Consider the following 23,432-nt stretch of genomic DNA (forward strand, 5'->3'; position numbering starts at 1 on the left):
TTCCGGATGTTAAACGTCAAGCCCGCCAAGATGCAGACTTTTCGTTTCCATGAATTCTTCCATGCCCGCATGCCCCCCTTCGCGCCCGAGGCCAGACTCCTTAACCCCGCCAAAAGGCACGCTTTCCATGGAAATGGCGCCGGTATTGTGCCCGATCATGCCAAATTCCAGCGCTTCACCCACGCGCCACAAACGGCGGATGTCATTGGTAAAAAAGTAGCTTGCCAGTCCAAAAGGCGTATTATTGGCAATGTTGACGGCCTCTTCTTCCGTTTTAAAACGGAACAGGGGCAGCACGGGGCCAAATGTTTCCTCGTGAGCCACGCGCATTTCGGTGGTGACACCTTCAAGCACCACCGGCCACACAAAGCGGCCCTCCGTGCGTAGGGGTGCACCTACGTAACGTGCTCCCTTGCTCAATGCGTCTTCCACATGGGCCCGCACTTTGGCTACGGCAGATTCGTTAATGAGTGGCCCAATGGTGCTGCCTGCATCCATGCCAGCTCCAACCTGCAAGGCTTCAACCTTACGTATGACGGCCTCCAGCAGATGGTCCCATATACCGTCCTGCACCAGCACGCGGTTGGCGCAAACGCAGGTTTGCCCGGCATTGCGGAACTTGCTTTGCATAATGCCTTCGGCTGCGGCGTCCACATCCGCATCATCAAACACAAGGAATGGAGCGTTGCCGCCCAGTTCCATGCTGCATTTTTTGACGGTTGAGGCAGATTGTTCGAGCAGGATTTTGCCAACCCCCGTAGAGCCGGTAAAGGTGAGTTTACGCACAACCGGGCTTTCGGTCAGCACTTTGCCCACGGCTGCGGGCAGGCCGGTAATGACACTTAGCAACCCTGCGGGCAGGCCTGCACGTTCGCCCAGCACAGCAAGGGCAAGGGCGGAAAAAGGCGTTAGCTCGGAAGGTTTGATCACCATGCTGCACCCTGCGGCAATGGCGGGGCCGCATTTGCGGGTGATCATGGCCAGTGGGAAGTTCCAGGGCGTAATGGCGGCCGTGACCCCAATGGGCTGTTTCAGCACCAGAACGCGTCGGGCAGGGTCTGCCGTGCTCAGGATACTCCCCTCGCTCCGGCGAGCTTCTTCGGCATACCATTTGAGGAAAGAGGCCGCGTAGCGCACTTCGCCCCTTGCTTCGGCCAGAACCTTACCCTGTTCTGCGGTCATGATCATGGCAAGGTCTTCCACATTGTCCATGACAAGCTGGTACCACGTGGCCAGAACCTCGGCCCGCTGTGTGCCGGTTTTACGCTTCCAGTCCAGCTGGGCTACGCGTGCAGCTTCCACTGCTTTTTGGGTATCCTGTGCAGTGCAGGCGGGTACAGAGCCAATAATGCCCCCCGTTGCGGGGTTATCCACGTCAATCCGCTGGCTGTCCTGCCCATCAGACCAGATGCCGGCAATAAAAGCCTGCTGGCGGAAGAGCGTGGGATCATTCAGGTCGAGTAGCGCCATGATGTTTGTCCTAACAAAAGGGGGATCAGGATAGGTCTGGTGCCTGTAAGTGGCAGTTAATCAGCGCGCCAGAGGGGGCCTGCCACATTGGGGGAGGGATTTGTGCACAGTCCGCAACAGCAACCGGGCAACGCGGCATGTAGCAGCAGCCATGGGCGGGAACAGGGGCCACCCTGCCAGGTTTGAGCCCGTTCTGCCGAATGACTCCGTCCAGCCAGCCTGGGTGCATTTCCGGTACCGAGCTTTCCAGCTTGCGGGTATAAGGGTGGCGTGGGGGGGCGTTCAGGGCGGAAGCGGTAGAGAACTCCACGCAATGCCCGGCATACAGAACCGCCACATGGTCACAGACAGAACGCAGTGCGTGCAGGTCATGCGTAACAAAAAGCCACGATACCCCCAGCTCGCGCTTGAGTTCCATCATCAGGTCCAAAATGGCGGCGGCTACAACGGTATCGAGCGCTGCGGTTATTTCATCGCAGAGTACAAGGCGGGGGCGGGCAGCCAGTGCGCGCGCAAGGTTGACGCGCTGTTTCTGGCCGCCGGAAAGCTGGGTCGGGTAACGCCCGGCAACGGCAGCAGGCAGGCGCACCATGTCCAGAACCCGGTTAAGGGCCGCGTCCGAGGCATCCTCGTTATAGAATGTCAGAACACGGCGGAGCGTAGCACCTACGCTCAGGGCCGGGTTAAGCACCAGATCCGCGTTCTGCGCGACCAGTTGCAGGTGCTGGCGCTGCTGGGGCGTGCGGTCCTCAATTCTGGGGGCGAGGGGCTCACCAGCAAAGAGCATGTTCCCCCCTGACCAGGGCTGAATACCGGCTATGGCGCGGATAAGAGTGCTTTTGCCGCAACCTGATTCGCCAATAATCCCCAGTGTTTCTCCCGCGCGGACAGGCAGGCTTACGGAGTTGACAATGGTATGTCTGGGGTGGCCATTGGGCATGATGGCCCCATAACCGACCATCAGGTTCTGCACATCCAGCAATGGTGTTGCCGGGGGCAACGCATCATGGTTGCGCAGGTGTGGCTGGCTGGCGGCAACAAGCTGCCGGGTGTAGGATTGTGTGGGTTTGTTCAGGATCTGCCCGGTTGGACCTTCCTCTTGCACGCTGCCGTTTTTGAGCACAACAGCACGGTCGGCCATCTGGGCTACAATGGCCAGATCGTGGGTTACGTAAACACCGGTAAACCCACATTGGCGCATGGCGACCCTAAAAGCTTCCAGCACTTCTATTTGCGTTGTGACATCCAGCGCAGTGGTCGGCTCATCAAAAATGACCACTTCAGGCTCGGTTATCAGCGCCATGGCCGCCATGATCCGCTGGAGTTGCCCCCCCGAACATTCATGCGGGTAGCGTGCGCCAATGGTGTGCGGCGTGGGCAGGGCCATCATCTCGAACAGCGCAATGGCGTGGTCCACAGCTTCCTTGCGGGGGAGAATGTGGTGGGTCAGGGCGGGTTCGATCACCTGCTCCATAAGGGGCAGGGCCGGGTTAAAGGCAGCCCCGGCATTCTGGGCAATATAGGCAATGGTTTTGCCCCTAAAGCTGCGTAACTCGCTAGCTCCCATGGTGCGCACATCATGCCCGGCGACCCGTAATTCCCCCTGCGCTATGCGGCAGCCTGTGCGGGCATAGCCGGTCAGGGCCAGAGCAATGCTGGTTTTGCCTGACCCGGATTCACCGATCAGGGCCAGCATCTCACCTTCTGCCACGTCAAAGCTGACATTGGAGACAATGGTGGTTTCCGGTCCTGTGGCCCTGCGGCCGGTCAGGCAGAGATTCCGGACTGTAATAAGGGGAGGGGGGGAGTGCCCGCTCATTGGTGTCGCCCTTTACCATCCAATGCAAGATTGAGCCCCACGGTCAGGAACGCAATGGCCAGTGCGGGCGCGATAACTGCTGGTGCGCCGTAAACAAGGCCAAGCAGATTTTCCCGCGTGAGGGAGCCCAGGTCGGTCTGTGGGGGCTGTAACCCGACCCCCAGAAAGCTGAGATTGCTCAATAACCTTACGGCGTAAATAAACCTCAGCCCCACATCGGTCAGCACGGGACCAGCCATGTTCGGCAGGATTTCCCGCACCACCAGATAGCTGGTTTTTTCTCCCCGCATGCGTGCTGCAAGAATGAAATCCTTTTGCACGATGGACAGTGCCAGCATGCGGCATGTGCGGTAGGAGCCGGGCAGGTAAATGCACGCCATTGCCAGCACAAGCACCGGCACGGAGGAGCCAAAGGTCGCCACCGCCACAAGCCCGCTTAACAGGGAGGGTATGGAAATAACACCATCCATAAAGCGCGAGAGCAGGGTATCGGTCATGCCCCGTTTAAGGGCTGCCATCATGCCCAGAAAGGCCCCCGCGCCACAGGCCATGACTGTTGAAGTGGCACAGAGCAGTACGGTGCTGCTGGTGCCATAGAGCAGGCGGGTCAGCACATCGCGGCCCAGATAGTCCGTTCCGAGCCAATGCCTGGCGGATATGGGCGCAAATACGGTGGTGCTGACCACTTCTCCGGGCAGGTAGGGGGCAACCCATGGTCCAGCAAGGGCTAACAGAAGCCACAGCAGGGCGAGTAGTGCTGGGGCCTGCAAAAACGGGCTCAGGTAACGTGGCAGGGGGAACGCAAGCATCATGCACGGCTCCTTTCCTGTGTGGAAAACAGGGCCACAACATCGGCTAGCGTAGTCAGCAGCAGATACGCAGCACAGAAGATGAGTGCACAGGTTTGTACCAGCGGAATATCGCGCGATGCCACGCTATCCACCATCAGGCTGGCAATCCCGGGATAATGAAAAACAGATTCCACAATGACCACGCCTCCAAGCAGGTAGGAAAGGCTGAGCGCCATGACATTGAACAGTGGTGCCACAACATTGGGCAAAACGTGGCGCAGGATAATGGCGGTGGGGGACACCCCCTTGAGCACGGCCATTTCCACCCATGATGAGCTGAGCACATTCACCATAACGGCGCGTGTCATGCGTGCCATTTGCCCCACAATCACACACCCCAGTGTGGCGACTGGCATGGAGAACGCCGCCAGAAACGACCCGATGGAATGAATATCGCTAATACTGGCAAGGGCGGGCAGCAGGTGCAGCTGCACGGCAAACACCAGCACCGCCAGCGTTGCGACCAGAAACTCGGGAACAGACACAACGCAGAGTGTCAGCACGGATACACAACGGTCAAAAACCGTATTGCGGAATATGGCCGAAAGCGTACCAAGCAGCAAAGCCGTGGGAACGGCAAACAGCGTTGTAATGCCCGCGAGCAAAAGCGAGTGCAACAGGCGCTCATGCACCATGCTCATGACAGACTGGTGGCTGACCAGAGACATGCCAAAATCCCCCCGGAGCAACCCGCCAGCCCAGCTTGCAAAACGCAGAAGAACAGGCTCATCCAGCCGCAGGCTGTGGCGCAGGGCGGCAACTGCATCAGGCGTTGCAGCCTGCCCCAGCAGGGATTGCGCAACATCACCGGGCAGGGCCGAGGTAATAAAAAAGACCGCGACCACGACAAAAACAAGCGATACGCAGGATGCGCCAAGCCTGCGGGCAATGGCTATGCCAAGCTTGGCATTCATGGAGCCGCCCCCCCTGCTGTGGAGCGGGTAGGCTGTTCATCTACCCAGATGTGGCGGGCAAAATTATACCCCATCAACTGCCCGCCCTGATGCGGGCGTAAACCCTGTATCCGGGGATGAAAGCCGTCCAGACTGGTAATAAAGCTGGGGATGCACACGCCTGAGCCTGCGCGGATCATGGCCTGCATGTCGTTATACAGTGCGTGCCGTTTGGCAGTGTCTGGCTCCTGGCGGCTCAGGGCGAGTAACTGGTCAAACCGTGGGTCGCGCCAGTGGGATTCGTTCCATGGGGCTGTTGATGCAAAGCTGACGGCAAAGGTCATGTCTGCGGAGGCACGGGGGTTAACATTGCCAAACCCCATGGGAAAACGCATCCAAGACTGCGTCCAGTACCCATCTGCTGGCATGCGGCGCACATCCAGCTTGACCCCAATATTCTGTGCCGCATTCTGCAGGAGCACTGCCATCTCTACCGAGCCGTTAGCGGCGGGGGAACAGATGAGCGGTGGCAGGCTCTGGTTGAGAAAACCATTCTTTTTGAACAGGAAGCGCGCCTTGTCCGGCTCAAACTCGGTCTGGGGCAGGGTTGTGTTGCAGTCGCGGTGTTCGGGGGGCAGAGGCTGGTCATTACCTGTGCGGCAAAAACCCAGATAAATGGAATTGCGCATCTGTTCGCGGTTGAACAGCAGCTTCATGGCCTGCACAAAATCCGGGTTCTGGCCCGGCCCCACATCCTGCCGAATAGCCAGATTGGTGTAGGTGCCTGTCGGGCTTTCCAGCACTGCGATATTGCGTTTGCGGATGAGCGCTACAAGCCGGGGGTCCACGGCAGCAATAATATCTACATCGCCTGAGAGTAGGGCATTATGCCGGGCCATATCATCACTGATGGAAATGAGTTCAAGGGAATCCACCCACACACCACCGGGTTGCCAAAAATTGGGGTTACGCAGGGCTACTGAACGAATACCCGGCTGGAAAACGGCGCAGGTAAACGGGCCGGTGCCATTGGCTTTATGAAACTGGGTTGTGCCCTCACGGATGATGGCAAAATTGGTTAACCCCAGAACTGAGGGGAACGCGATATTGGGTACATCCAGTTCAATCACAACGCCAAGCGGGCCATCGGCTTTTACGGTGCGCATGGTCATGGCATGATAATGGACCTGTGATCCAAGCTCGGGCGCTTTATGGCGAAGGATGGAATACACAACATCGGCTGATGTCAGGGGGGCTCCATCATGGAAGCACACGCCACTGCGTAGCCGGATATGCCATGTTCTAAAATCGGAGCTCTCTATGCTTTGGGCAAGAGCCGGGTGTGGGGTCAGGGTCTCGTCCAGTGCGACAAGACCATCGTAAAACATGTTGCCCCGCATGTAATCAGTCGCCATGGACTGGCGCGCAGGGTCCAGTGTGTCGCTCAGGGAGCCCGATGTGGAGGCCGCCCGCACGTGTCCGCCGGTGCGGGGCTGTGTGCCCTGCTGCCCGGCTTGTGCAAAACCGGCTCCAACAGCATTGTTATCCTCTGCCCACGTTGTGCCGAGCCAAGGTTGAGCCGCGCAAACCCCTGTAGCGAGCAGGCGTGTTCCCTGTTTTATCATGTTGCGTCGGTTCAGCATCAACACGCTCCAACTGGGGGAAAACAGGGGGAAGGAACAAACAGAACGGGGCGAATATTGTATGGGAATAATCGCCCCGCATCCGGGCTAAAGGTTTACAGGCCCAGCACGCCGGGCAGGCCACCAATGTTGGGGATTTCGGTGTAACCGTAATACGGCGTGGAGGGTTCATGCCCGCGCGCAACAAAAACCTTGTTGCGAATACCCAGATCATGCGCGGTCATCAGGTCATAGCGCAGGGAGGATGAAACATGCAGGATGTCCTCCGGACCACAGCCCAGCTTGTCCAGCATGTATTCAAATGCACGCATATGCGGCTTGTAAGCCTGTGCGTCTTCCGCCGTGAATACAGCGTGCACAGGTGCGCCAAGCTTGGCCACATTGGAGTGAATTTGCGTGTTGGAAGCATTGGAAAGGATGACCAGAGGCACTTCCTTGGCAACCTTTGCCAGCCCTGCGGGCACATCGTCCCAAGGCCCCCATGTGGGAACGGCTTCATAAAACTTGTTGGCTACTTCGGGTGCAAAGGGAACATTCCATTTTTTGCAGGTGCGTTCCACGGCATTGAGCAGCACGTAGCGGTAGGGCTGCCATGGGCCCAGAACTTCGTCCAGCCGGTAGGCGGCAAAGTCCTTGCAGAACTGTTCCATGCCTTCGGGGGGAACAACATCTGCGTAAAGCTCACGCGCCATGTCGCTCATACGAAAGCGGGTCAGGGTGCCGTAGCAGTCAAATGTTACGAATTTTGGCCTGAACGTCGTCATGATGTTTTTGTCCGTCTGATTAACGTTACGATATGACAACATAAACTGAATGGAGAATGCTACTGCTTTCTTGGTTTATGCAGCAGAGCCTTCTGTATGTTGGAAAAAGGACCACAGATAATGCCGTGGGCATATTTGGCCTGATCTGCCCGCCCAGAACCGGCAGGCAGATCAGGGATTATTATAGGCTGACCGGAGCCGCAAAACGGGCAATGCTGAAGGGTTCAAGGGGAATTTCGGTTTTGCCTGTAGCCAGAAGGTCCGCCATGGTTGCCCCTACACCCGGCCCGAGCTGAAAACCGTGACCGCAGAATCCAAAGGCATAATACAGGCCCGGCACGCGGGCACTTGGCCCCATAACGGGTAGATCATCATCGGTATAACCTTCAATGCCGGTCCATGTCCGAATAATGCGCAAGCGTGCAAAGTCAGGCAGAATACGCTCCAGATGCGGCATCTGCCTGACAGTGTTCAGCGGGTTAAGCTGTGCCCGTTTGGTGTTCAGGTCCACAGTGCCCCGTAGCCCGCCACCAAATACAATATTACCGCGTTCCACCTGCCGCAGATAAACGCCTTCCTCCTCCACCCATGAGGCATAGCCAATAACCGGGTGAATACGGTAGGGAACAGGTTCTGTTACCCCCATCTGCGGAGCTTTGGGGGTTAGCGGCAGGTTTTCGCCAAACGCGGCAGCCATTTTTTGCCCCCATGCTCCGCTCGAAATCTGGAGCAGGGGGGCGGTAAAGCGCAGGCCATCAGCTGTTTCCACCACAAAATCTTCTGCCGTGCGTGTAATATTGCTGACTTCGGCCCCCTCTCGCACAGTTGCCCCCGCCCGCCGTGCAGCACGGCCAAACGCCGGGGCGGCAAGGCGGGGGTTGGCGTGCCCGTCAAGCGGGGAAAAAGACGCGCAGTCCACATCTGCCGCGAGCATGGGAAAGCGCTCTACAGCCTTGCGGCCACTGTAAAGTTCCAGTTCCAGCCCATAGGGTTTACAGTCCTGTGCGTATTTTTCCAGTCGGGCGCTGTCCTCGGCTTTAAAAGCAACACGCACATGCCCACTGGGCAGAAATTCAACATTTTCGCCAATCAGGCGGGGGAGGTCGCCCCACAGGGCGCGGGACCTGTTGGCAAGGGGGAGCTGGGGCAAAAAGCGGCCCTGACGGCGCACATTGCCAAAATTGGTGCCCGAGGCATATTGGCCGACCAGATCGCGCTCAAGCAGAATAACGGACAAACCCCGCTGGCGCGCAAAAAACGCGGTTGCAGCCCCCATAATGCCGCCGCCAATAATAATAACATCGGCCCGTGCAGTGGTGTTGGTAACAGGCTGGCTCATGTCATAATACCCCGGATTTTGGCGGGTAAGGGTTTAATGGGTGCCGCACTGCGGATACGGCCTGCCTGTTCAATGGGTATGTTACGGGCAGCTGCCAGAACTTCCGCGCCGGCAAGGCCGCACATGCGCCCCTGACAACGGCCCATGCCCACACGCACAAAAGCTTTGACACGGTTGAGTTCCGGTGCATCCAGCGAGCTGGCTGCCCGGCGAATATCACCTGCTGTCACGTTCTCGCAGCGGCAGATAACAGTCTCGTCCGGTAAGGCGGCAGCATTCCGCCATGGCCAGGGAAAACCCGTTTCCAACCCGGTGCGGAAAGCCGTCATAGGCTCCAGCGCCTTGCGCAAACGAGCGACTTCCTGTGCAGACACAGTCAAGCCCAGATCAGCAAGGCAGCGCAGGGCGGCCAGAGCACCGGCATATTCCGCGCCATCTGCACCGCGTATGCCTGCACCATCCCCTGCTGTGTAAACGCCTTGCTGCGATGTTGCGCCATCCTCGTCCGTAACAGGTAGCCACTGGCGGGATATGGGGTCAAAAGCGAAGTCGCATTTCAGCAGATCGGCCAGCTGCGTTTCCGAGCGCAGGCCATACCCCATGCCTACGGCATCGCCCACGGTATGGCGTAACTGACCACGGCTGTTGCGCCAGGTTACACCTCTTACACGCAAGCCATCTTCATCATCCCGTTCTTCTATGCGCACGGGCTGAATGCCGGCATGCAGGGCCACGCCAGCACGCATGAGCTCGGCCATATAACGCACACCCTGTGCCAGTATGGCGGGTCGGTGGCGCAGGCCACGCAGGCCTTTAATACGTGTTTTGAGGGATGACGTGTCCAGCACCGCCCGTGGCTTGATGCCAGCCTTGAGGTACTGCCACGCCACCAGATACAGAAGTGGCCCCGTGCCCATAAAGACTGGGGCTGCACCAACGGCGCAGGCCTGTGCTTTGAGCGCGATCTGGGCACCCCCAAGGGTAAATACGCCGGGTAATGTCCAGCCGGGGCAGGGCATAATGCGGTCGGTAGCCCCGGTGGCAATGATCAGCGCATCATAGGGAATGGCCTCTACCCGCTGGTTATGTTCCACCAGCACCTGCTGGTCCACAACACCCCATGCCAGCGTTTCTGGGCGGTATTCTATATGCGGGAGTAACTCTGCAAAAGCTGTATGCAGTGCCGTGGCGGAACGTGCGGAAGCCCCATAGAGCTTTGATGCTGGCCGCACAAAATTTTCCGGCTGCCTGCGGTATATCTGGCCACCCTGCTGGCGGTTTTCATCCAGCACAATCGGGCGCAAGCCGGCCTGAGTAAGGGTTTGTGCCGCGCGTGTGCCAGCAGGCCCCGCCCCGACAACAATAACTACTGGCTTGTCCATGGCACCTCTGCTGTCACTATACGTAGGCCGGGGGTGGCGGGGGTGGAACAGGCGCGCAGTTCATCACCGCTTTCGGTCCATACGCGGCAATCCTGACAGGCTCCCATAAGGCAGAAACCTGCCCTTGGTTTTTGATCAAACTCATTCACACGGAGCTGCCTGCCAGCCAGAAGGAGGGCGGTTAGAATGGTGTCCCCCTCAAGCGCTGTAACGGGTTGCCCGTTCACTGTTATGGTAATGGGTGACCGCTGTGTTTCGGACACACGTCGGAAAAGTCCCTTCATGAGGGTGAATCTCCTGCCATGGCCGTGGCGGCGCATGTGCGCCACGGCTCGGTGTCTCAGGCAATTGCTGCGGCTATGTCCCTGTCGTCCAGCAATGTGTTTAATACGATTTCGATACGATCGCACAGAATATCTGTTTCTTCCAGCGTCATGCACAGCGGAGGAGCCAGCCCGATGATGTCATCCCCAAAGGCGCGGAACAGAACGCCATTTTCGTAACCAATTCTGGCCAGTTTTTTGGAAATACCCAACGAGGCCGCAGGCTTGGTTTTGGCCTGTTTGTCTGTCACCAGTTCAATGGCTGCAAGCATGCCCATGGACCGGGTATCGCCCACAAGCGGGTGGTTCTTCATGCTGGCAAGGCGCTCAGCCAGATGCACACCGGAGCGTACGCCGTTTTCAAGCAGCCCGTTCTGGTAAAGGTCCAGCACGGCAAGGCCAATGGCAGCACTAACGGGGTGAGCGCTGTAGGTCATGCCGTGGCCTACGGCAACACCTGCGGGGGTTGCATCGCGGATTGTGGCATACATGCCCTCGCTCATGAATACGGCTCCCATGGGGGCGTAGCCAGATGTCAGGCCCTTGGCTACGGTCATCATATCCGGCACAACATTTTCATGCTCACAGGCAAACAGGGGGCCTGTGCGGCCAAAACCGGTAATCACTTCATCCGTTACAAACAGAATATCCAGTTCCCGGCAGGCGTTGCGCATGGCGCTCAGCCACCCAACCGGCGGCACGGCAACACCACCCGAACCCTGCACAGGCTCACAGAAGAATGCGGCGACGTGTTCTGGCCCGCCAAGTTCGGCCACCTTGTTGTGCAGGTCGGCTACACAGGCGGCAATAATGGCGGCGGCATCCGGCCCTTTGGGGTGGCGGTAGGGGTCTGGGCTGGGGATGTGATGCTGCCAGGCTAGAGGCACATCCGCATTGCGATGGAACGCAGCAAGGGCTGTAAGGCCAGCCCCTGTGTAAGTGCTGCCATGGTAGCCACGGGCCAGACCAATTACGTGGCGTTTTTCCGGTGTGCCGCGGGCATGCTGGTAAAAGCGGATAAAGCGCAGGGCGCTATCCACGGCATCCGATCCACCTTGGGAGAAAAAGACCCGGTTAAGGTCACCCGGCGTTACGGCCGCAAGGCGGGAGGCAAGGGTAATGGCGCTCTCGCTTGCAAAGCCAAAATAGCCGGTGGCGTAGGGTAGGCGGGTCATCTGTTCTGCGGCGGCCTGCACAACACTTTGCTGGCCGTAACCCACGTTAACGCACCAGAGCCCTGCAAACCCGTCGAGCAGCTTGTTGCCATGAATATCCGTCAGCCATGATCCTTGACCGGATTGCAGGATGCGCGGTCCATGCTCTTCCTGATCACGCCATGATGAGACGGGATGGATCAGGTGGGCACGATCGAGTGATACAAGTGTCTCTGGAGTCATGGCTGTTGGTATCCGTTGTGTTGTTGGCCTTGTTTTTCCTATGCTGGTACGGGCGGAAAATATGGTGCCGTAACCAGTCGTTGCGATAGCGGATTGTGCTGTTCTGGAGGCAGGGGCTGTAAGAAAGCATTAAATTGCCATTCACCCCGTTTTAGTATTTGCGCCAACAGTATGGATAAGAAAAACTACGATACCGCAATGACCTGAATGGCGTTTGCAACAGCCACAGTGCAGGGGAGTAGAGCGTGAACAATCTTGGTTTTCGTCCAGAAGATGTAGCGCTGCCCGTTGGGCATTTTCTGGCAGGCAAGCTTGTGCCCGGTGGGGCGGATATTGCCGTAACCAGCCCAGGGAATGGCCGCATTCTGGCACATCTGCCAGAATGCGGGGCTGATCTGGTGGACAAGGCCGCACAAACTGCTGCCTGTGTGCAGCGCCAGAGTGGGTGGGCAAGTTGCGCCCCGCGCGAGCGTGCAAAAGTTCTGCGCCGCTGGGCTGATCTGGTCGAGCGCAACGCCATGGAACTAGCCAGACTGGAAACAGTCTGTTCCACCCGCCCCATTGCCCAGACAGTTGGGTGGGATATTCCTTTCCTTGCTGAAGGTATAAGGTTTTTTGCAGAGTATTGTGATAAAGTTGGTGGAGACGTGGCCGTAACAGCCACCAATCTTTTGGGCATGACCGTGTATGAGCCCTACGGTGTTACTGGGGCCATTGCGCCGTGGAACTTTCCGCTGGTCATGGCAAGCTGGAAAGTAGTGCCAGCTCTTGCCGCAGGGAATGGCACGGTGCTCAAGCCATCTGAAATGACGCCGTTTTCAGTGGTCAGGCTGGCGGCGCTGGCGGTTGAGGCCGGAATGCCCGCAGGGTTGTTCAATGTTGTGCAAGGCACGGGCCTTGCAACGGGGGAGGCCATTTGCCGACATCCGGCTATTGGCAAACTCAGTTTTACCGGGTCCACCCGCACGGGTATTGCTGTCATGAAAGCCGCTGCTGAAAGCGGGCCAAAACCGGTTACGCTGGAACTGGGCGGGAAAAGCCCGCAACTGGTGTTTGATGATATTCCGAGTGTGGATGATGTGGCGGACCGCATTTTCCGCGCCTTTACGGGCAATGCCGGGCAGGTGTGTGTAACCGGCTCCCGCCTTATTGTGCAGCGTGGTGTGGCCGAACCTCTGATTGCAGCGCTTGTTGCACGGTGCGGGCAAGTAAAGGCATTAGCCCCGTGGGATGAAAACGCTGGGTATTCCCCCATTATTTCAGAACCACAGGCAAACCGTATTCTCGCACTGGTGCAAGGCAGTGTGCATGCAGGTGCGCAGGAACTGGTGGCCTGCAAACGTATGGATACGAATACCGGTGGCGTTTTCCTCTCCCCCGGTATGGTAATGGTCCAGAATGCAGAATGCCCCTTATGGCAGGAGGAGGTCTTTGGCCCCGTTCTGGCCATACAGGTGTTTGATGAGGATGATCAGGCATTTGCACTGGCTGAACACCCTGTTTATGGGCTGGCAGCCGGTGTGCATACTGCCTCCCTGCCCAGAGCCATGCGCGCCATTCGTACGCTCAAGGCTGGCACGGTATGGGTTAACCGTTATGGCCGTTCTTCAGACTTTGTTATTCCAACTGGCGGGTTTGGCGGTTCCGGGATTGGCAAAGACCTCGGCAGGCAGGCGTTTGAAGCTAATCTGAGGCTTAAAAGCGTGCTGATGGCGGCGGAGTAAACAGTTATGAAGCCATTGACTGTTGATGTGACTTTTCTGGCTGAACTACGCAGGGATTTGCATGCGCACCCCGAACTCAGGTTTGAGGAGCACAGAACGTCGGCCCTTGTTGCCGAGTATCTGCAAAATCTGGGTTACGCGCCCCATATTGGCCTTGCCGGAACAGGGGTTGTCGCCACGCTGGATACGGGGATTGCAGGCCCTGCCATTATGCTGCGCGCCGATATGGATGCCCTGCCAGTAAGCGAGGCAGGGCAAGCGCCGTGGGCATCCTGCACACCCGGGGTTATGCATGCCTGTGGGCATGATGGGCATACCGCCATGCTGCTTGGTGCTGCGGCACTGCTTAAAGCAGACCCACCGCCATGCGGCCGGGTACACTTTGTTTTCCAGCCTGCGGAAGAGGGCGGGGCTGGTGCACAGGTTATGATAGATGAAGGTCTGTTTGATCTGTTCCCAACGGATTACTGTTTTGGCCTGCATAACTGGCCGGGGCTGGAAGCCGGGCGCATGGGGGTTCGTTCTGGCCCGATTATGGCGGGTGGCTGGCGCTTTGCAATCCAGATTACAGGCAAGGGGTCCCACGCGGCCCAGCCACATCTGGGCACGGACCCGCTGACCATTGGGGCAGCATTGGTGCAGGAGGCCCAGTTACTGGTGGCCCGTCGCACGGACCCCACCATTCCTGCTGTGGTGTCCTTTTGTGTTTTTGATGCAGGAACAACGGATAACATATTGCCAGAAACAGCCCGGCTGGCAGGTACCCTGCGTGCTCTGGACCCGGTGGTGCTTGATGAACTCAAGGATGGGCTGCAACGCCTGTGCCATGGGCTACAGGTGGCCCATGGTGTTACCATACAGGTTAATTTTCATCAGCCTTATCCCGTTACAGTTAACGAGCACCATGCCACCCAGCTTGCACGCAAAACCATGCGTGTAATGGAAGCACAAATGGGTGGCCCAGTGCCGGATATGGATATTACTCCCAGTCTGGCCTCCGAGGATTTTGGCTTCATGCTGCAAAAGAAGCCTGGAGCCTATGCCATGATCGGGAATGGGGAGTCTCATAAACTCCATTCTCCTGATTATGATTTTGACGATTCAATCATAACCAGAGGGGTGCGCTACTGGCATATTCTTGCCCATACATGTGCCGCGCAAGAGCATACCCTCTGATTGAAAAAGACGTGTTTGTTAATCTGGTAATAAGGATAAAACCGCGTGAAGACTTATGAAATAGCCGTTATTCCGGGGGATGGTATTGGCACGGAAGTTATGCCGCAAGCCCTGAATGTACTGGAGCGTGTGGCAGAAGTTTGCGATTTTGGAATAAAATTTCGCAATTATGACTGGAACTGCGAAACATGGCTGCGCACCGGGCAGATGATGCCAAAGGACGGTATTGACCAGCTCTCGCAAAGTGATTCCATTTTGCTGGGTGCTGTGGGCTTTCCGTCCGTTCCAGACCACATTTCGCTTTGGGGGCTGCTTATTCCCATTCGCCGGGAGTTCCACCAGTATGTCAATCTGCGCCCGGTCCGGCTTTTGCCGGGTATCCCGTGCCCATTGGCTAATAAAAAGCCCGGCGATATAGATTTCTGGATTGTGCGTGAAAACTGTGAAGGTGAATATTCCCAGATAGGTGGCGTGTTTGGTGAAGGTACACCATCCGAAGGAGCTATGCAGACTGCGGTCTTCACCCGTTATGGCACAGACCGTATTCTCCGCTACGCATTTGAATATGCCCGTAAACTAGGGCGTTTGCATGTAACGTCTGCCACCAAATCCAATGGTCTGTTCCATTCCATGCCCTACTGGGATTCCCGGTTTGAAGCGATTGGCAAAGAGTATCCGGATGTGCGGATGGACCAGTACCATATTGATATTCTGGCCGCACGGTTTGTCATGTCTCCTGAACGGTTTGATGTGGTTGTTGGCAGTAATCTGTTCGGGGATATTCTGTCTGATCTGGGGCCGGGCATTACAGGCACAATTGCTGTTGCTCCCTCGGCCAATATTAACCCCGAACGGGCTTACCCCTCCATGTTTGAACCCGTTCACGGCTCCGCCCCCGATATTGCAGGCCGCTTTATTGCCAACCCCGTAGGGCAGATATGGGCTGCGGCCATGATGCTGGAGCATCTGGGCGAGCCAGAAGCCGCAGGGCTGGTGATGCAGGCAATTGAAAAAACATTGGAAAATCCGGCAACACCCCGCACCCCAGATATGGGCGGCACTGCGGGTACGCGTGAACTTGGCGCTGCCATTGTGCAGAATATTCCTGCGTAAATACAATATTCCCTACAGTCCATGGCCTCGTGTAAGAGGGCATGGACTGTAGGGTACACTCAGGCTGGGTTAGTGCGGCACAACGCGGCAGGCAGCCAGATCCCACGCGGCACACCCAACGGACTTGAAAAAAACAGCCCGCTCCAAAGAGGGTGGAGTATGGAGTGCTGAAGCAAGAGGGCGCACCTGCGACCAGTCTACACCAGCCTGAAGCAGATCCCCTGCTTCGCTGGGGGCGCCTATTGGGTCATCAACATAAAGCTGGCTTGCGTGTACAGTGCGCGGTCCAACTTCGATCATATCTGGCCGAAAAGCACCAACGCCAATAATCAGGCTTTCTGGAGCTGGTTGTTCATTGTACAGGCACTCCCTGCTTGGTGTCACAGTGATAATGACATCAAACCGGGTATCCTGCGGGGCTGCCGGGCGCAGGTCGAGAGGCAGGGCCTGGTGCCGTTCGCAAAACTCTTTTGCCCGTTCTGGGGTTCGTCCGCGTACAAAGACTGTTGTCTGGGGGTGTAGGCTGGCCAAGGCTGCACAATGGGCACTGGCCTGTGCACCTGTGCCAATAATAAGCACTTTACGGACAGGTTTGCGGGCTAGCAGGCGTATGCCCAGCATACTTATGCCTGCGGTGCGGCGCATGGTTACTGTTGGGCCATCGAGCGAGAACAGGAGCTCGCCCGTTTTTGCATCTGCACAGGTTACCTGCCCCTGAATGGTCGGGCGTGATGTGCCAGCGTTATCGGGGCATATGGTCAAAAGCTTGGTGACCAGAATATCCGGGCTTGCACAGGGCATGGCCATGAGCAGGCCAGTCCCGCCCGGCGCACCAACAACCGTGCGCTCGGGGCAGGTTATGGCACCATTGGCGTAGTCCTGTACCGCAACAGCCAGCGCATCAACCAGACTGGCAAAGGGCAGGTATTCTGCGGTCTGGGCTGCGGAATAGTGCTTCATATCCGAATGGCCTTTCAAACCTTAATCGGTTGCCGGGTTCTGCTGGTGTTTCTACTCGTGCAGTCCCGGTGCTTCCCGTCCGGTTCGGGCGACATATTCCGTATATCCCCCATCATAGCGGTGCAGGCCATCTGGAGTGAGCTCCAGCACACGGTTGGAAAGGGCTGCCAGAAAATGCCGGTCATGCGAGACAAAGAGCATGGTGCCATCATAATCCGCCAGTGCGGCAATCAGCATTTCCTTTGTCGCGATATCCAGATGGTTGGTTGGTTCGTCGAGCACCAGAAAGTTCGGCGGATCATACAGCATCAACGCCATGACCAGCCGGGCTTTTTCACCCCCCGATAGCACCTTGCAGCTTTTGTCCACGTCATCACCGGAAAAGCCGAACCCGCCAGCAACCGTGCGCAAAGCCCCTTGATTGGCCAGTGGGAAGGTATCGCACAATGTTTCAAACACCGTGCGCTCGCCGTCCAGCAGGTCCATGGCATGTTGGGCAAAGTAGCCCATTTTAACACTGCCACCTAGCGTAACGGTGCCTGCATCGGACTCGGTGGTGCCTGTTACCAGCTTGAGCAGGGTGGATTTGCCCGCGCCATTCACGCCCAGCACACAGCAGCGTTCCTGCCGCCGGATTAACAGGTCCAGACCTTTATAGATAACACGCGAGCCGTAGCTTTTATCCACGCCACGCAGGTTGACCACGGAATCACCCGAGCGGGGCGCCTGCGGGAATGTAAAAGACAAAGCCTGTCGGCGCTTTGGTGGTTCCACCCGATCAATTTTATCCAGCTTTTTAACCCGGCTCTGCACCTGTGCTGCATGGGAGGCACGTGCCTTGAACCGTTCAATAAACGCGACTTCCTTGGCCAGCATGGCCTGCTGCCGGTCAAACTGGGCCTGCTGGTGTTTTTCATTCAGGGCGCGCTGTTGTTCGTAGAACTCGTAATCGCCTGAAAAACTGGTCAGGGCGCCCCCATCAATTTCGATCACCTTGTTGATGATCCGGTTCATGAACGCCCGGTCATGTGATGTCATGAGCAAGGCACCATCATAACCTGCCAGAAACTGCTCCAGCCAGATCAGGCTTTCGAGGTCCAGATGGTTGCTTGGTTCATCCAGCAGCATCACGTCGGGCTTCATCAGGAGAATACGGGCAAGTGCGACACGCATTTTCCAGCCACCGGACAAGAGTGCCACGTCTCCGTCCATCATTTCCTGGCTAAAGCCCAGCCCATGCAGCACTTCACGCGCGCGGCCATCCAGTGCGTAGCCACCAAGCTCTTCAAAGCGGGCCTGAACCTCGCCAAACTGCTCCAGTATGGTATCCAGCTCGTCAAACCGCTCGGGGTCAGCCAGAGCGGTTTCCAGTCTGGCAAGTTCTGCTCCCACTTCGGCTACGGGGCCAGCACCATCCATGACCTCGGCAACCGCGCTGCGGCCTGCCATCTCCCCTACGTCTTGGTTGAAAAAGCCGATGGTAACGCCCCGGTCGGTCAGCACATGCCCTTCGTCCGGTTCCTCCTGCCCCGTAATCAGGCGGAAAAGCGTGGTCTTGCCCGCACCATTGGGGCCAACCAGTCCGATTTTTTCGCCCTTTTGCAAGGCAGCCGACGCCTCGATAAAGATCACACGGTGACCATTATGTTTACTGATATTGTCGAGACGGATCATGGAACCTCAGGAAAAACGCGCATATGGGGGAACAGCAAAGCAGTCTTATCGCGTAACACCGGGGCTTCGTAAACTGCTGCGGGCATTAAGTTTTGCGCGGGCCACGCTTTGAGCACGGGCTGACATGCGCACAAAAAAGGCGGCATGGCCCGGTGGGGCGTTCTGGTTGCTCCCGTACCGGGCATATGCCGCCTTTATCAGCCTACCTGACCGGCAGATAGGCTGCGGGGAACGCTGTTAAGCAGAGGCCGTAGAATGATCCAGAGTAACCGTTGCCTCGCTGGTCAGCACGCGAAACATAAAGCTTTCCTGCAGGTAGAGTTCCACGGTTTCTGCCGTATGGCTCAGATAGCCAATGGAGAGATCCTGCCCGATATCAAGCACAAAATCCCCACCACGCATGGAGACGACAAAAGCGCCTTCAAGTGCTGGTGCCCAGATGATTTTGCCGTCAATCATGCTCTCAATATGCTTGCGAACGGGATAGCCATCATCATCCCCGCTGCTAACCGCCAGATGCGCCTGTGCACCCAGCACAACTGAATAGGGGCCATTGACGCCAGCAAGGCGCAGGCTATTCAGGGCCTCCGCAATGGCGTGCGGGTAGTCCTTGGCCTGTGGCGGCAGTTTGAGGTGGGGGTTGGAAGTGCCTTTACGCAGCCCACAAATACCAGCGGCTTCAAAGCCGTCGAATATTGCGTGGTCTTCGGCAAAAGCAATTTTTTGCGCGGCGTCCTTGACGGTCTGCCAGTCTGAATCCAGAGCGCCGCGTTCTACGGCATCAATTTCTTCACGGGATAGAGTGAAGGGAACGCGCAGTTCAACCAGCGGCAGCACTTCGCGCTGGGTGGCCAGAACACCGGTATCCGAGGTGTCGATTTTTTTGCCACGCCCGGTTCCAACGCCTGCAAAAGCGGTGCCTTTGGGGTCTGGTGTATCTACCACACGGCGGCCAGCCAGATGGCGGCGGATAGTGCGGGTGGCTTCCTCCTCAATCTGGGACCAGGCTTCGGCGGAAATGGGGGCAAGGTGTTTGTGCAGGTTGTTCATGTCTGGCGTCCTTAATTCTTGAGTGATCCAATGCCGAGGGAACCGTCTTGCTTGTCACGCGGTGGAAGCTGAGGGGCAGGGGAGGCGGGTTGAGCCGGTCCTTCCATATCCGGGGCAGCGTCCAGAAATTCGCAGGTAGGCGTAAAGAACAGCGAACCGGTGACTGCGGTGCTCACGTCCAGCAGTCTGTCATAATTGCCCGGTGGTTTGCCGATAAACATGTTCTGGAGCATCTGCTCCGTTCGGGCCGGGGAGCGGGCATAACCAATAAAGTATGTGCCAAACTCCCCTTTACCTACGGTGCCAAATGGCATGTTTTCACGCACGATCTGGAGTTGCTCACCGTTCTCTTCAATATTGGTGAGAACATTATGGGCGTAGCTGGGCTTTGCGGCTTCGGGCAGTTCTATATCCGATACCTTTTTGCGACCAATAATGTGCTCCTGCACCTCGGTGGGAATAGCATCCCATTTTTTGATGTCGTGCAGGTATTTTTGCACAATCACGTAGCTTCCCCCTGCAAAAGCGGGATCTTCTTCACCAATGATTGTGGCATTCGTGGCAGCCTGACCAGAAGGGTTTTCCGTGCCGTCCACAAAGCCGAGCAGGTCGCGAGCATCAAAATATTTAAAACCGTGGACTTCATCCACAACGCTTGCAGCACCTTCCAGCCGGGCTACAAGCGCTGCTGCCAGTTCAAAGCAGAGGTCCATCTGGGTTGCACGGATATGAAAAAGCAGGTCCCCCGGCGTTGCAGGCGCATGGTGCACGCCATTGATCTCACGGAAGGGGTGAAGTTCTTTGGGGCGTGGTGCACCAAAAAGCTGGTCCCATGCCTGTGACCCAATTCCGGTTACGCAACTCAGCTTGCCATCTGGAATCCGAAAGCCAATTCCTCGCACAAGAGACGAAATATCCCCCAGAAGGTCCAGAACCTGTGGGTTGACCGAAGTATCGCTATCAAGGGTCAGAACCAGAAAAACTGCGGCCTGAGTCAGTTTTGGATCAACAAGTTGAGGTGTGGACAACGGACACAAGCTCCCAGCAGAAACGTACACGGTAACAACGCAAAGCAGCATAAGCCCATAAGGCGGGATGGCAAGATACAAGACGTATCATGCCCTGTAGCGGGAGGATTGCTGGCATTGCTCCCGACGCATGAGCCGCTCTTGCTATAAGCGGGGGAGCCATAAAGGATGAGTCGCCCCCCTACCTTAAATATTTAGAATGCGCCGCATTCGCAAAAAATAAAGCGGAAGGCTAGGGAAGTCCGGTCTTTGTTGCAAAGCCGGGGTTTTGTGCGGAATTTTGTACGTGCCAAATACCAGATATGGTGCAATCATCATCAACAAGACACAACATGAACGATTTTTGGCCGATTTTCTGCGGCTGGGCGAGATGATGGAGTCAATCAATGAACGGGCATTTTTTACACGCGAGCACTCTGGCCGCGCGACCTGTGGCAGCGCCGCGTTACCCGTTTGAAGAGGCTTTTGGCCTGCGCCCAGCCCCGGCCCGTGCACTTGACCGGGGCATGGGGGAGGCGGTCGGGCGGCGGACAGTCTTCCGTCCATCGGATCATGAAAGTTTTGGGACAGTGGCCAGCAGAGTAGCTGCAGGCAACACGGGCCTGCTTGCCTGTGTGGATGAGAGGGAAACCCAGCAACTCCGCAATGCCATTGCCACCGGTGCGTTGCTAACATCCGGCAGGCACCTTCAGCACGGGGATGAGGATCAACCGGGCCGCAATATGGAAGTGTTTACCAATTGCGCGACGGCTATCTGCTCCTTTGCCAAGTTCTACCTGCTGCTAAATGGCTCGGGGGTAGGCCGTGCGTATGACGATGAACTCTGCATTGTAGATTGGGCACAGGCCCCAGACCTACATTTTGTGCTGGGGAGAGATCATCCGGACTACCCGCATGACCGGGCAGGGTTGCTCCATTTTGGTCTGGAAATGCAGATATTGCCCTGGGGCACACTGCTGGATACGTTTGATGCCGACATGGAAGCGCAGGTTAGCAGTTTTTTAAACCAGTTTGTTCACACTTCCATGCCAGCACAGCCCAATGCGCTTGTGCATGTTATAGAAGATAGCCGCGAAGGATGGGCCAAAGCGGTCGAAGTGATCGAAGCCATGGCCTTTCAGGGCGCGCTGGGGCGCTCTCTGGTGCTGGACTTCAGCCGCATTCGCTGCGCGGGTAGCCCTATTGCCGGCATGCAGGGGCGGCCGGCCTCTGGCCCGATCTCGCTCCTGCGTGGGCTGTTGAATGTGCGCGTCCATGTGATTGAACCCGCACGTAGCAACGGCATGCCCAAATGGGAGCAGGCGCTACGTGTGGACCACTATTTGTCTGTTGAGGTGCAGGTAGGTGGTGCTCGCCGTGCTGCGCGCATGGCCACCAAATCCTGGCGGGATACGGAAGTCCTCCGTTTTATTCGTGCCAAGGAGGAAGGGGGGCTATGGACAGCCAACCATTCGGTCATGGTGGATCAGGAATTCTGGCAGTGTGTGAATGACCCAGCGCAGGTCGGGCCGCTTGCCGAGCATGCAAGAGCAGTGTTTGCAGAAGCAACCCGCTGTGCATGGATTAATGGTGAGCCCGGTTTTATTAACGGCGATAAACTGGAAGATAACCGCACGGGCAGTGCCCGCCGTAAGCCCGTGCATGCGGATGGCAGGGATTTCCGTTCGTCGCGTTATCAGGCAACGCATGCTGCGGCATTACTGGCAGAGCTGGCGGGTTGCGCGGCTGAGGCACATTTCCCGGTTACGACCAACCCGTGTGGTGAAATTACGCTTCATGTAACGGGTGGCTACTGCGTTATTGGAGATTTTGCGCCGCTGCTGGCATGCCCTGTGCCTCTGGAGGACGTCACCCCGGGCGATCTGCCGCTTGAATTGGCACAGGCGTGGGATGCGCGAGTAAGGGATTCCGTGCGGCTGGGCGTTCGTTTTCTGCTGCGGGCAAACCGGATGGATGCCTTGTATGCGCAGGAAGTAGCCCGCACAAACCGCATAGGCATTGGTCCCACCGGGCTGCATGAATGGGCATGGCTACGGTTCGGCCTCGGCTTTAAAGACATGCTGGACGAAAAACGGGCAGCGTCTTTCTGGAAGGCGGTGCACCAGCTTTCCTGCATCGCCAAAGCTGAGGCAAACGCCTATGCGCAGGATATGGGCGCAGAACGCCCGGTTACAGTGACCACAGTCAAACCCGCAGGCACAACCTCCAAGCTGTTCGGTCTGACCGAAGGGGCACACTTGCCAGCCAGACGGCAGTATTTGCGCTGGGTACAGTTTAAAGGCGTACGGCGTGAAGATGGTGTGTGGGAAAACGGTACGGACCCGCTTTTGTCAACCTACGAGGCAAAAGGCTACCCTGTTCGGTCGTTACGGAGTTTTCCCGGTATGAGCATTGTCGGATTTCCAACAGTGCCTCTTATCCAGCGGCTGGGTATGGGCGAAAGAGTCCTGACTGCGCCGGAGGCCACACCGGAGGAGCAGTTTCGCTGGCTGGAACTTTTGGAAAAATACTGGATTGGTGCAGAGCAGGGGAATCAGGTTTCCTACACGCTCAAAATTTATACGGACCGCCATGATCTGGAAAATTTCCGCGCCATGGTCGCCAAATACCAGCCGGGGGTCAGGTGCTGCGCCGTGCTGCCAAGCCGTGCGGATTCAGACCTTGGCTACGAATATCTGCCGGAAGAGGAAGTTTCCGCAGGCCGATTTGCAGCCATTACCGCAGGAATTGCGGATGAAAAGGTGCGCGAGGTTGTAGACTGGGCCCATCTGCAATGCGCCAGTGGCGTATGCCCGGTCTGACCTGATAAAGCTACCACATACACAC

The 23,432-nt window shown here is 57.2% G+C and carries 18 protein-coding genes; 4 read left to right on the forward strand and 14 right to left on the reverse strand.

All coding sequences use genetic code 11. The annotated features are described in order from the left end of the window. Nucleotides 1–9: 9 nt before the first annotated feature. From ACSYTG_RS06275 to ACSYTG_RS06320, 10 genes are all read right to left on the reverse strand, one after another. The gene (locus ACSYTG_RS06275) at nucleotides 10–1,470 is read right to left on the reverse strand and encodes an NAD-dependent succinate-semialdehyde dehydrogenase (RefSeq protein ID WP_489783901.1); all 1,461 of its coding nucleotides are present in this window, start codon (nucleotides 1,468–1,470) and stop codon (nucleotides 10–12) included. A gap of 25 nt (nucleotides 1,471–1,495) precedes the next feature. Further along, on the reverse strand, nucleotides 1,496–3,289 hold the full coding sequence (locus ACSYTG_RS06280) for an ABC transporter ATP-binding protein (protein ID WP_489783902.1): 1,794 nt from the start codon (nucleotides 3,287–3,289) through the stop codon (nucleotides 1,496–1,498). Then, on the reverse strand, nucleotides 3,286–4,101 hold the full coding sequence (locus ACSYTG_RS06285; RefSeq protein WP_489783903.1) for an ABC transporter permease: 816 nt from the start codon (nucleotides 4,099–4,101) through the stop codon (nucleotides 3,286–3,288). Before ACSYTG_RS06285 ends, ACSYTG_RS06280 begins: the two co-directional genes overlap by 4 nt. Next, nucleotides 4,098–5,054 carry an ABC transporter permease gene (locus ACSYTG_RS06290; protein WP_086646809.1) on the reverse strand — a complete coding sequence of 319 codons (957 nt, stop codon included), beginning with the start codon at nucleotides 5,052–5,054 and terminating at the stop codon, nucleotides 4,098–4,100. Before ACSYTG_RS06290 ends, ACSYTG_RS06285 begins: the two co-directional genes overlap by 4 nt. Then, nucleotides 5,051–6,658: an ABC transporter substrate-binding protein gene (locus tag ACSYTG_RS06295; protein ID WP_491706458.1), complete on the reverse strand. Its 1,608-nt coding sequence runs from the start codon at nucleotides 6,656–6,658 to the stop codon at nucleotides 5,051–5,053. The genes ACSYTG_RS06290 and ACSYTG_RS06295 overlap by 4 nt, the downstream gene beginning before the upstream one ends. Before the next feature lie 113 nt (nucleotides 6,659–6,771). Continuing rightward, a complete protein-coding gene (locus tag ACSYTG_RS06300) occupies nucleotides 6,772–7,440 on the reverse strand; it encodes a haloacid dehalogenase type II (RefSeq protein WP_086646808.1) in 669 nt (222 codons plus the stop codon). Nucleotides 7,441–7,621: 181 nt separating this feature from the next. Beyond that, the gene (locus ACSYTG_RS06305; protein WP_086646807.1) at nucleotides 7,622–8,779 is read right to left on the reverse strand and encodes an NAD(P)/FAD-dependent oxidoreductase; all 1,158 of its coding nucleotides are present in this window, start codon (nucleotides 8,777–8,779) and stop codon (nucleotides 7,622–7,624) included. After that, nucleotides 8,776–10,161, reverse strand: a complete 1,386-nt coding sequence (locus tag ACSYTG_RS06310) for an FAD/NAD(P)-dependent oxidoreductase (protein ID WP_489783905.1) — start codon at nucleotides 10,159–10,161, stop codon at nucleotides 8,776–8,778. The genes ACSYTG_RS06305 and ACSYTG_RS06310 overlap by 4 nt, the downstream gene beginning before the upstream one ends. Further along, entirely contained in the window at nucleotides 10,146–10,445 is a 300-nt protein-coding gene (locus tag ACSYTG_RS06315) for a (2Fe-2S)-binding protein (protein ID WP_415423866.1), read from the reverse strand. The genes ACSYTG_RS06310 and ACSYTG_RS06315 overlap by 16 nt, the downstream gene beginning before the upstream one ends. A gap of 56 nt (nucleotides 10,446–10,501) precedes the next feature. Continuing rightward, nucleotides 10,502–11,881 (reverse strand): aminotransferase class III-fold pyridoxal phosphate-dependent enzyme, encoded by a 1,380-nt coding sequence (locus tag ACSYTG_RS06320; RefSeq protein ID WP_489783906.1) that lies wholly within the window; start codon nucleotides 11,879–11,881, stop codon nucleotides 10,502–10,504. Between the two features lie 245 nt (nucleotides 11,882–12,126). Here ACSYTG_RS06320 and ACSYTG_RS06325 point away from each other — a divergent pair, with 245 nt between their 5' ends. The 3 genes from ACSYTG_RS06325 to ACSYTG_RS06335 are packed head-to-tail and all read left to right on the forward strand — an operon-like array spanning nucleotide 12,127 to nucleotide 15,894. Next, the gene (locus tag ACSYTG_RS06325; protein ID WP_489783907.1) at nucleotides 12,127–13,605 is read left to right on the forward strand and encodes an aldehyde dehydrogenase family protein; all 1,479 of its coding nucleotides are present in this window, start codon (nucleotides 12,127–12,129) and stop codon (nucleotides 13,603–13,605) included. Between the two features lie 6 nt (nucleotides 13,606–13,611). Beyond that, on the forward strand, nucleotides 13,612–14,781 hold the full coding sequence (locus ACSYTG_RS06330) for an amidohydrolase (RefSeq protein WP_489783908.1): 1,170 nt from the start codon (nucleotides 13,612–13,614) through the stop codon (nucleotides 14,779–14,781). 45 nt (nucleotides 14,782–14,826) lie between these two features. Next, nucleotides 14,827–15,894: a tartrate dehydrogenase gene (locus tag ACSYTG_RS06335; RefSeq protein ID WP_095349874.1), complete on the forward strand. Its 1,068-nt coding sequence runs from the start codon at nucleotides 14,827–14,829 to the stop codon at nucleotides 15,892–15,894. A 69-nt stretch (nucleotides 15,895–15,963) separates the two neighbouring features. Here the strand turns inward: ACSYTG_RS06335 and ACSYTG_RS06340 are convergent, their stop codons facing one another. The 4 genes from ACSYTG_RS06340 to ACSYTG_RS06355 form a co-directional block, all read right to left on the reverse strand. Continuing rightward, a complete protein-coding gene (locus tag ACSYTG_RS06340; RefSeq protein WP_489783909.1) occupies nucleotides 15,964–16,854 on the reverse strand; it encodes a delta(1)-pyrroline-2-carboxylate reductase family protein in 891 nt (296 codons plus the stop codon). 51 nt (nucleotides 16,855–16,905) lie between these two features. Continuing rightward, entirely contained in the window at nucleotides 16,906–18,528 is a 1,623-nt protein-coding gene (locus tag ACSYTG_RS06345; RefSeq protein ID WP_489783910.1) for an ABC-F family ATP-binding cassette domain-containing protein, read from the reverse strand. A gap of 237 nt (nucleotides 18,529–18,765) precedes the next feature. Continuing rightward, complete coding sequence (locus ACSYTG_RS06350; RefSeq protein ID WP_095349878.1) at nucleotides 18,766–19,578, reverse strand: family 1 encapsulin nanocompartment shell protein; 813 nt, start codon at nucleotides 19,576–19,578, stop codon at nucleotides 18,766–18,768. 11 nt (nucleotides 19,579–19,589) lie between these two features. Further along, nucleotides 19,590–20,606, reverse strand: a complete 1,017-nt coding sequence (locus tag ACSYTG_RS06355) for a Dyp-type peroxidase (protein ID WP_489783911.1) — start codon at nucleotides 20,604–20,606, stop codon at nucleotides 19,590–19,592. 386 nt (nucleotides 20,607–20,992) lie between these two features. Here ACSYTG_RS06355 and ACSYTG_RS06360 point away from each other — a divergent pair, with 386 nt between their 5' ends. After that, entirely contained in the window at nucleotides 20,993–23,407 is a 2,415-nt protein-coding gene (locus tag ACSYTG_RS06360; RefSeq protein WP_489783912.1) for a recombinase, read from the forward strand. Nucleotides 23,408–23,432 lie beyond the last annotated feature (25 nt).

It is taken from the genome of Acetobacter sp. ESL1128 (assembly GCF_058505085.1).

Excerpts from the sequence above, each read along its gene's own strand:
- ACSYTG_RS06295 (WP_491706458.1), bottom strand. The coding sequence starts at position 6,658 with ATGATAAAACAGGGAACACGCCTGCTCGCTACAGGGGTTTGCGCGGCT.
- ACSYTG_RS06345 (WP_489783910.1), bottom strand. The coding sequence starts at position 18,528 with ATGATCCGTCTCGACAATATCAGTAAACATAATGGTCACCGTGTGATC.
- ACSYTG_RS06285 (WP_489783903.1), bottom strand. The coding sequence starts at position 4,101 with ATGATGCTTGCGTTCCCCCTGCCACGTTACCTGAGCCCGTTTTTGCAG.
- ACSYTG_RS06300 (WP_086646808.1), bottom strand. The coding sequence starts at position 7,440 with ATGACGACGTTCAGGCCAAAATTCGTAACATTTGACTGCTACGGCACC.
- ACSYTG_RS06330 (WP_489783908.1), top strand. The coding sequence starts at position 13,612 with ATGAAGCCATTGACTGTTGATGTGACTTTTCTGGCTGAACTACGCAGG.
- ACSYTG_RS06340 (WP_489783909.1), bottom strand. The coding sequence starts at position 16,854 with ATGAAGCACTATTCCGCAGCCCAGACCGCAGAATACCTGCCCTTTGCC.
- ACSYTG_RS06360 (WP_489783912.1), top strand. The coding sequence starts at position 20,993 with ATGAACGGGCATTTTTTACACGCGAGCACTCTGGCCGCGCGACCTGTG.
- ACSYTG_RS06275 (WP_489783901.1), bottom strand. The coding sequence starts at position 1,470 with ATGGCGCTACTCGACCTGAATGATCCCACGCTCTTCCGCCAGCAGGCT.
- ACSYTG_RS06280 (WP_489783902.1), bottom strand. The coding sequence starts at position 3,289 with ATGAGCGGGCACTCCCCCCCTCCCCTTATTACAGTCCGGAATCTCTGC.
- ACSYTG_RS06320 (WP_489783906.1), bottom strand. The coding sequence starts at position 11,881 with ATGACTCCAGAGACACTTGTATCACTCGATCGTGCCCACCTGATCCAT.
- ACSYTG_RS06350 (WP_095349878.1), bottom strand. The coding sequence starts at position 19,578 with ATGAACAACCTGCACAAACACCTTGCCCCCATTTCCGCCGAAGCCTGG.
- ACSYTG_RS06290 (WP_086646809.1), bottom strand. The coding sequence starts at position 5,054 with ATGAATGCCAAGCTTGGCATAGCCATTGCCCGCAGGCTTGGCGCATCC.
- ACSYTG_RS06310 (WP_489783905.1), bottom strand. The coding sequence starts at position 10,161 with ATGGACAAGCCAGTAGTTATTGTTGTCGGGGCGGGGCCTGCTGGCACA.
- ACSYTG_RS06315 (WP_415423866.1), bottom strand. The coding sequence starts at position 10,445 with ATGAAGGGACTTTTCCGACGTGTGTCCGAAACACAGCGGTCACCCATT.
- ACSYTG_RS06305 (WP_086646807.1), bottom strand. The coding sequence starts at position 8,779 with ATGAGCCAGCCTGTTACCAACACCACTGCACGGGCCGATGTTATTATT.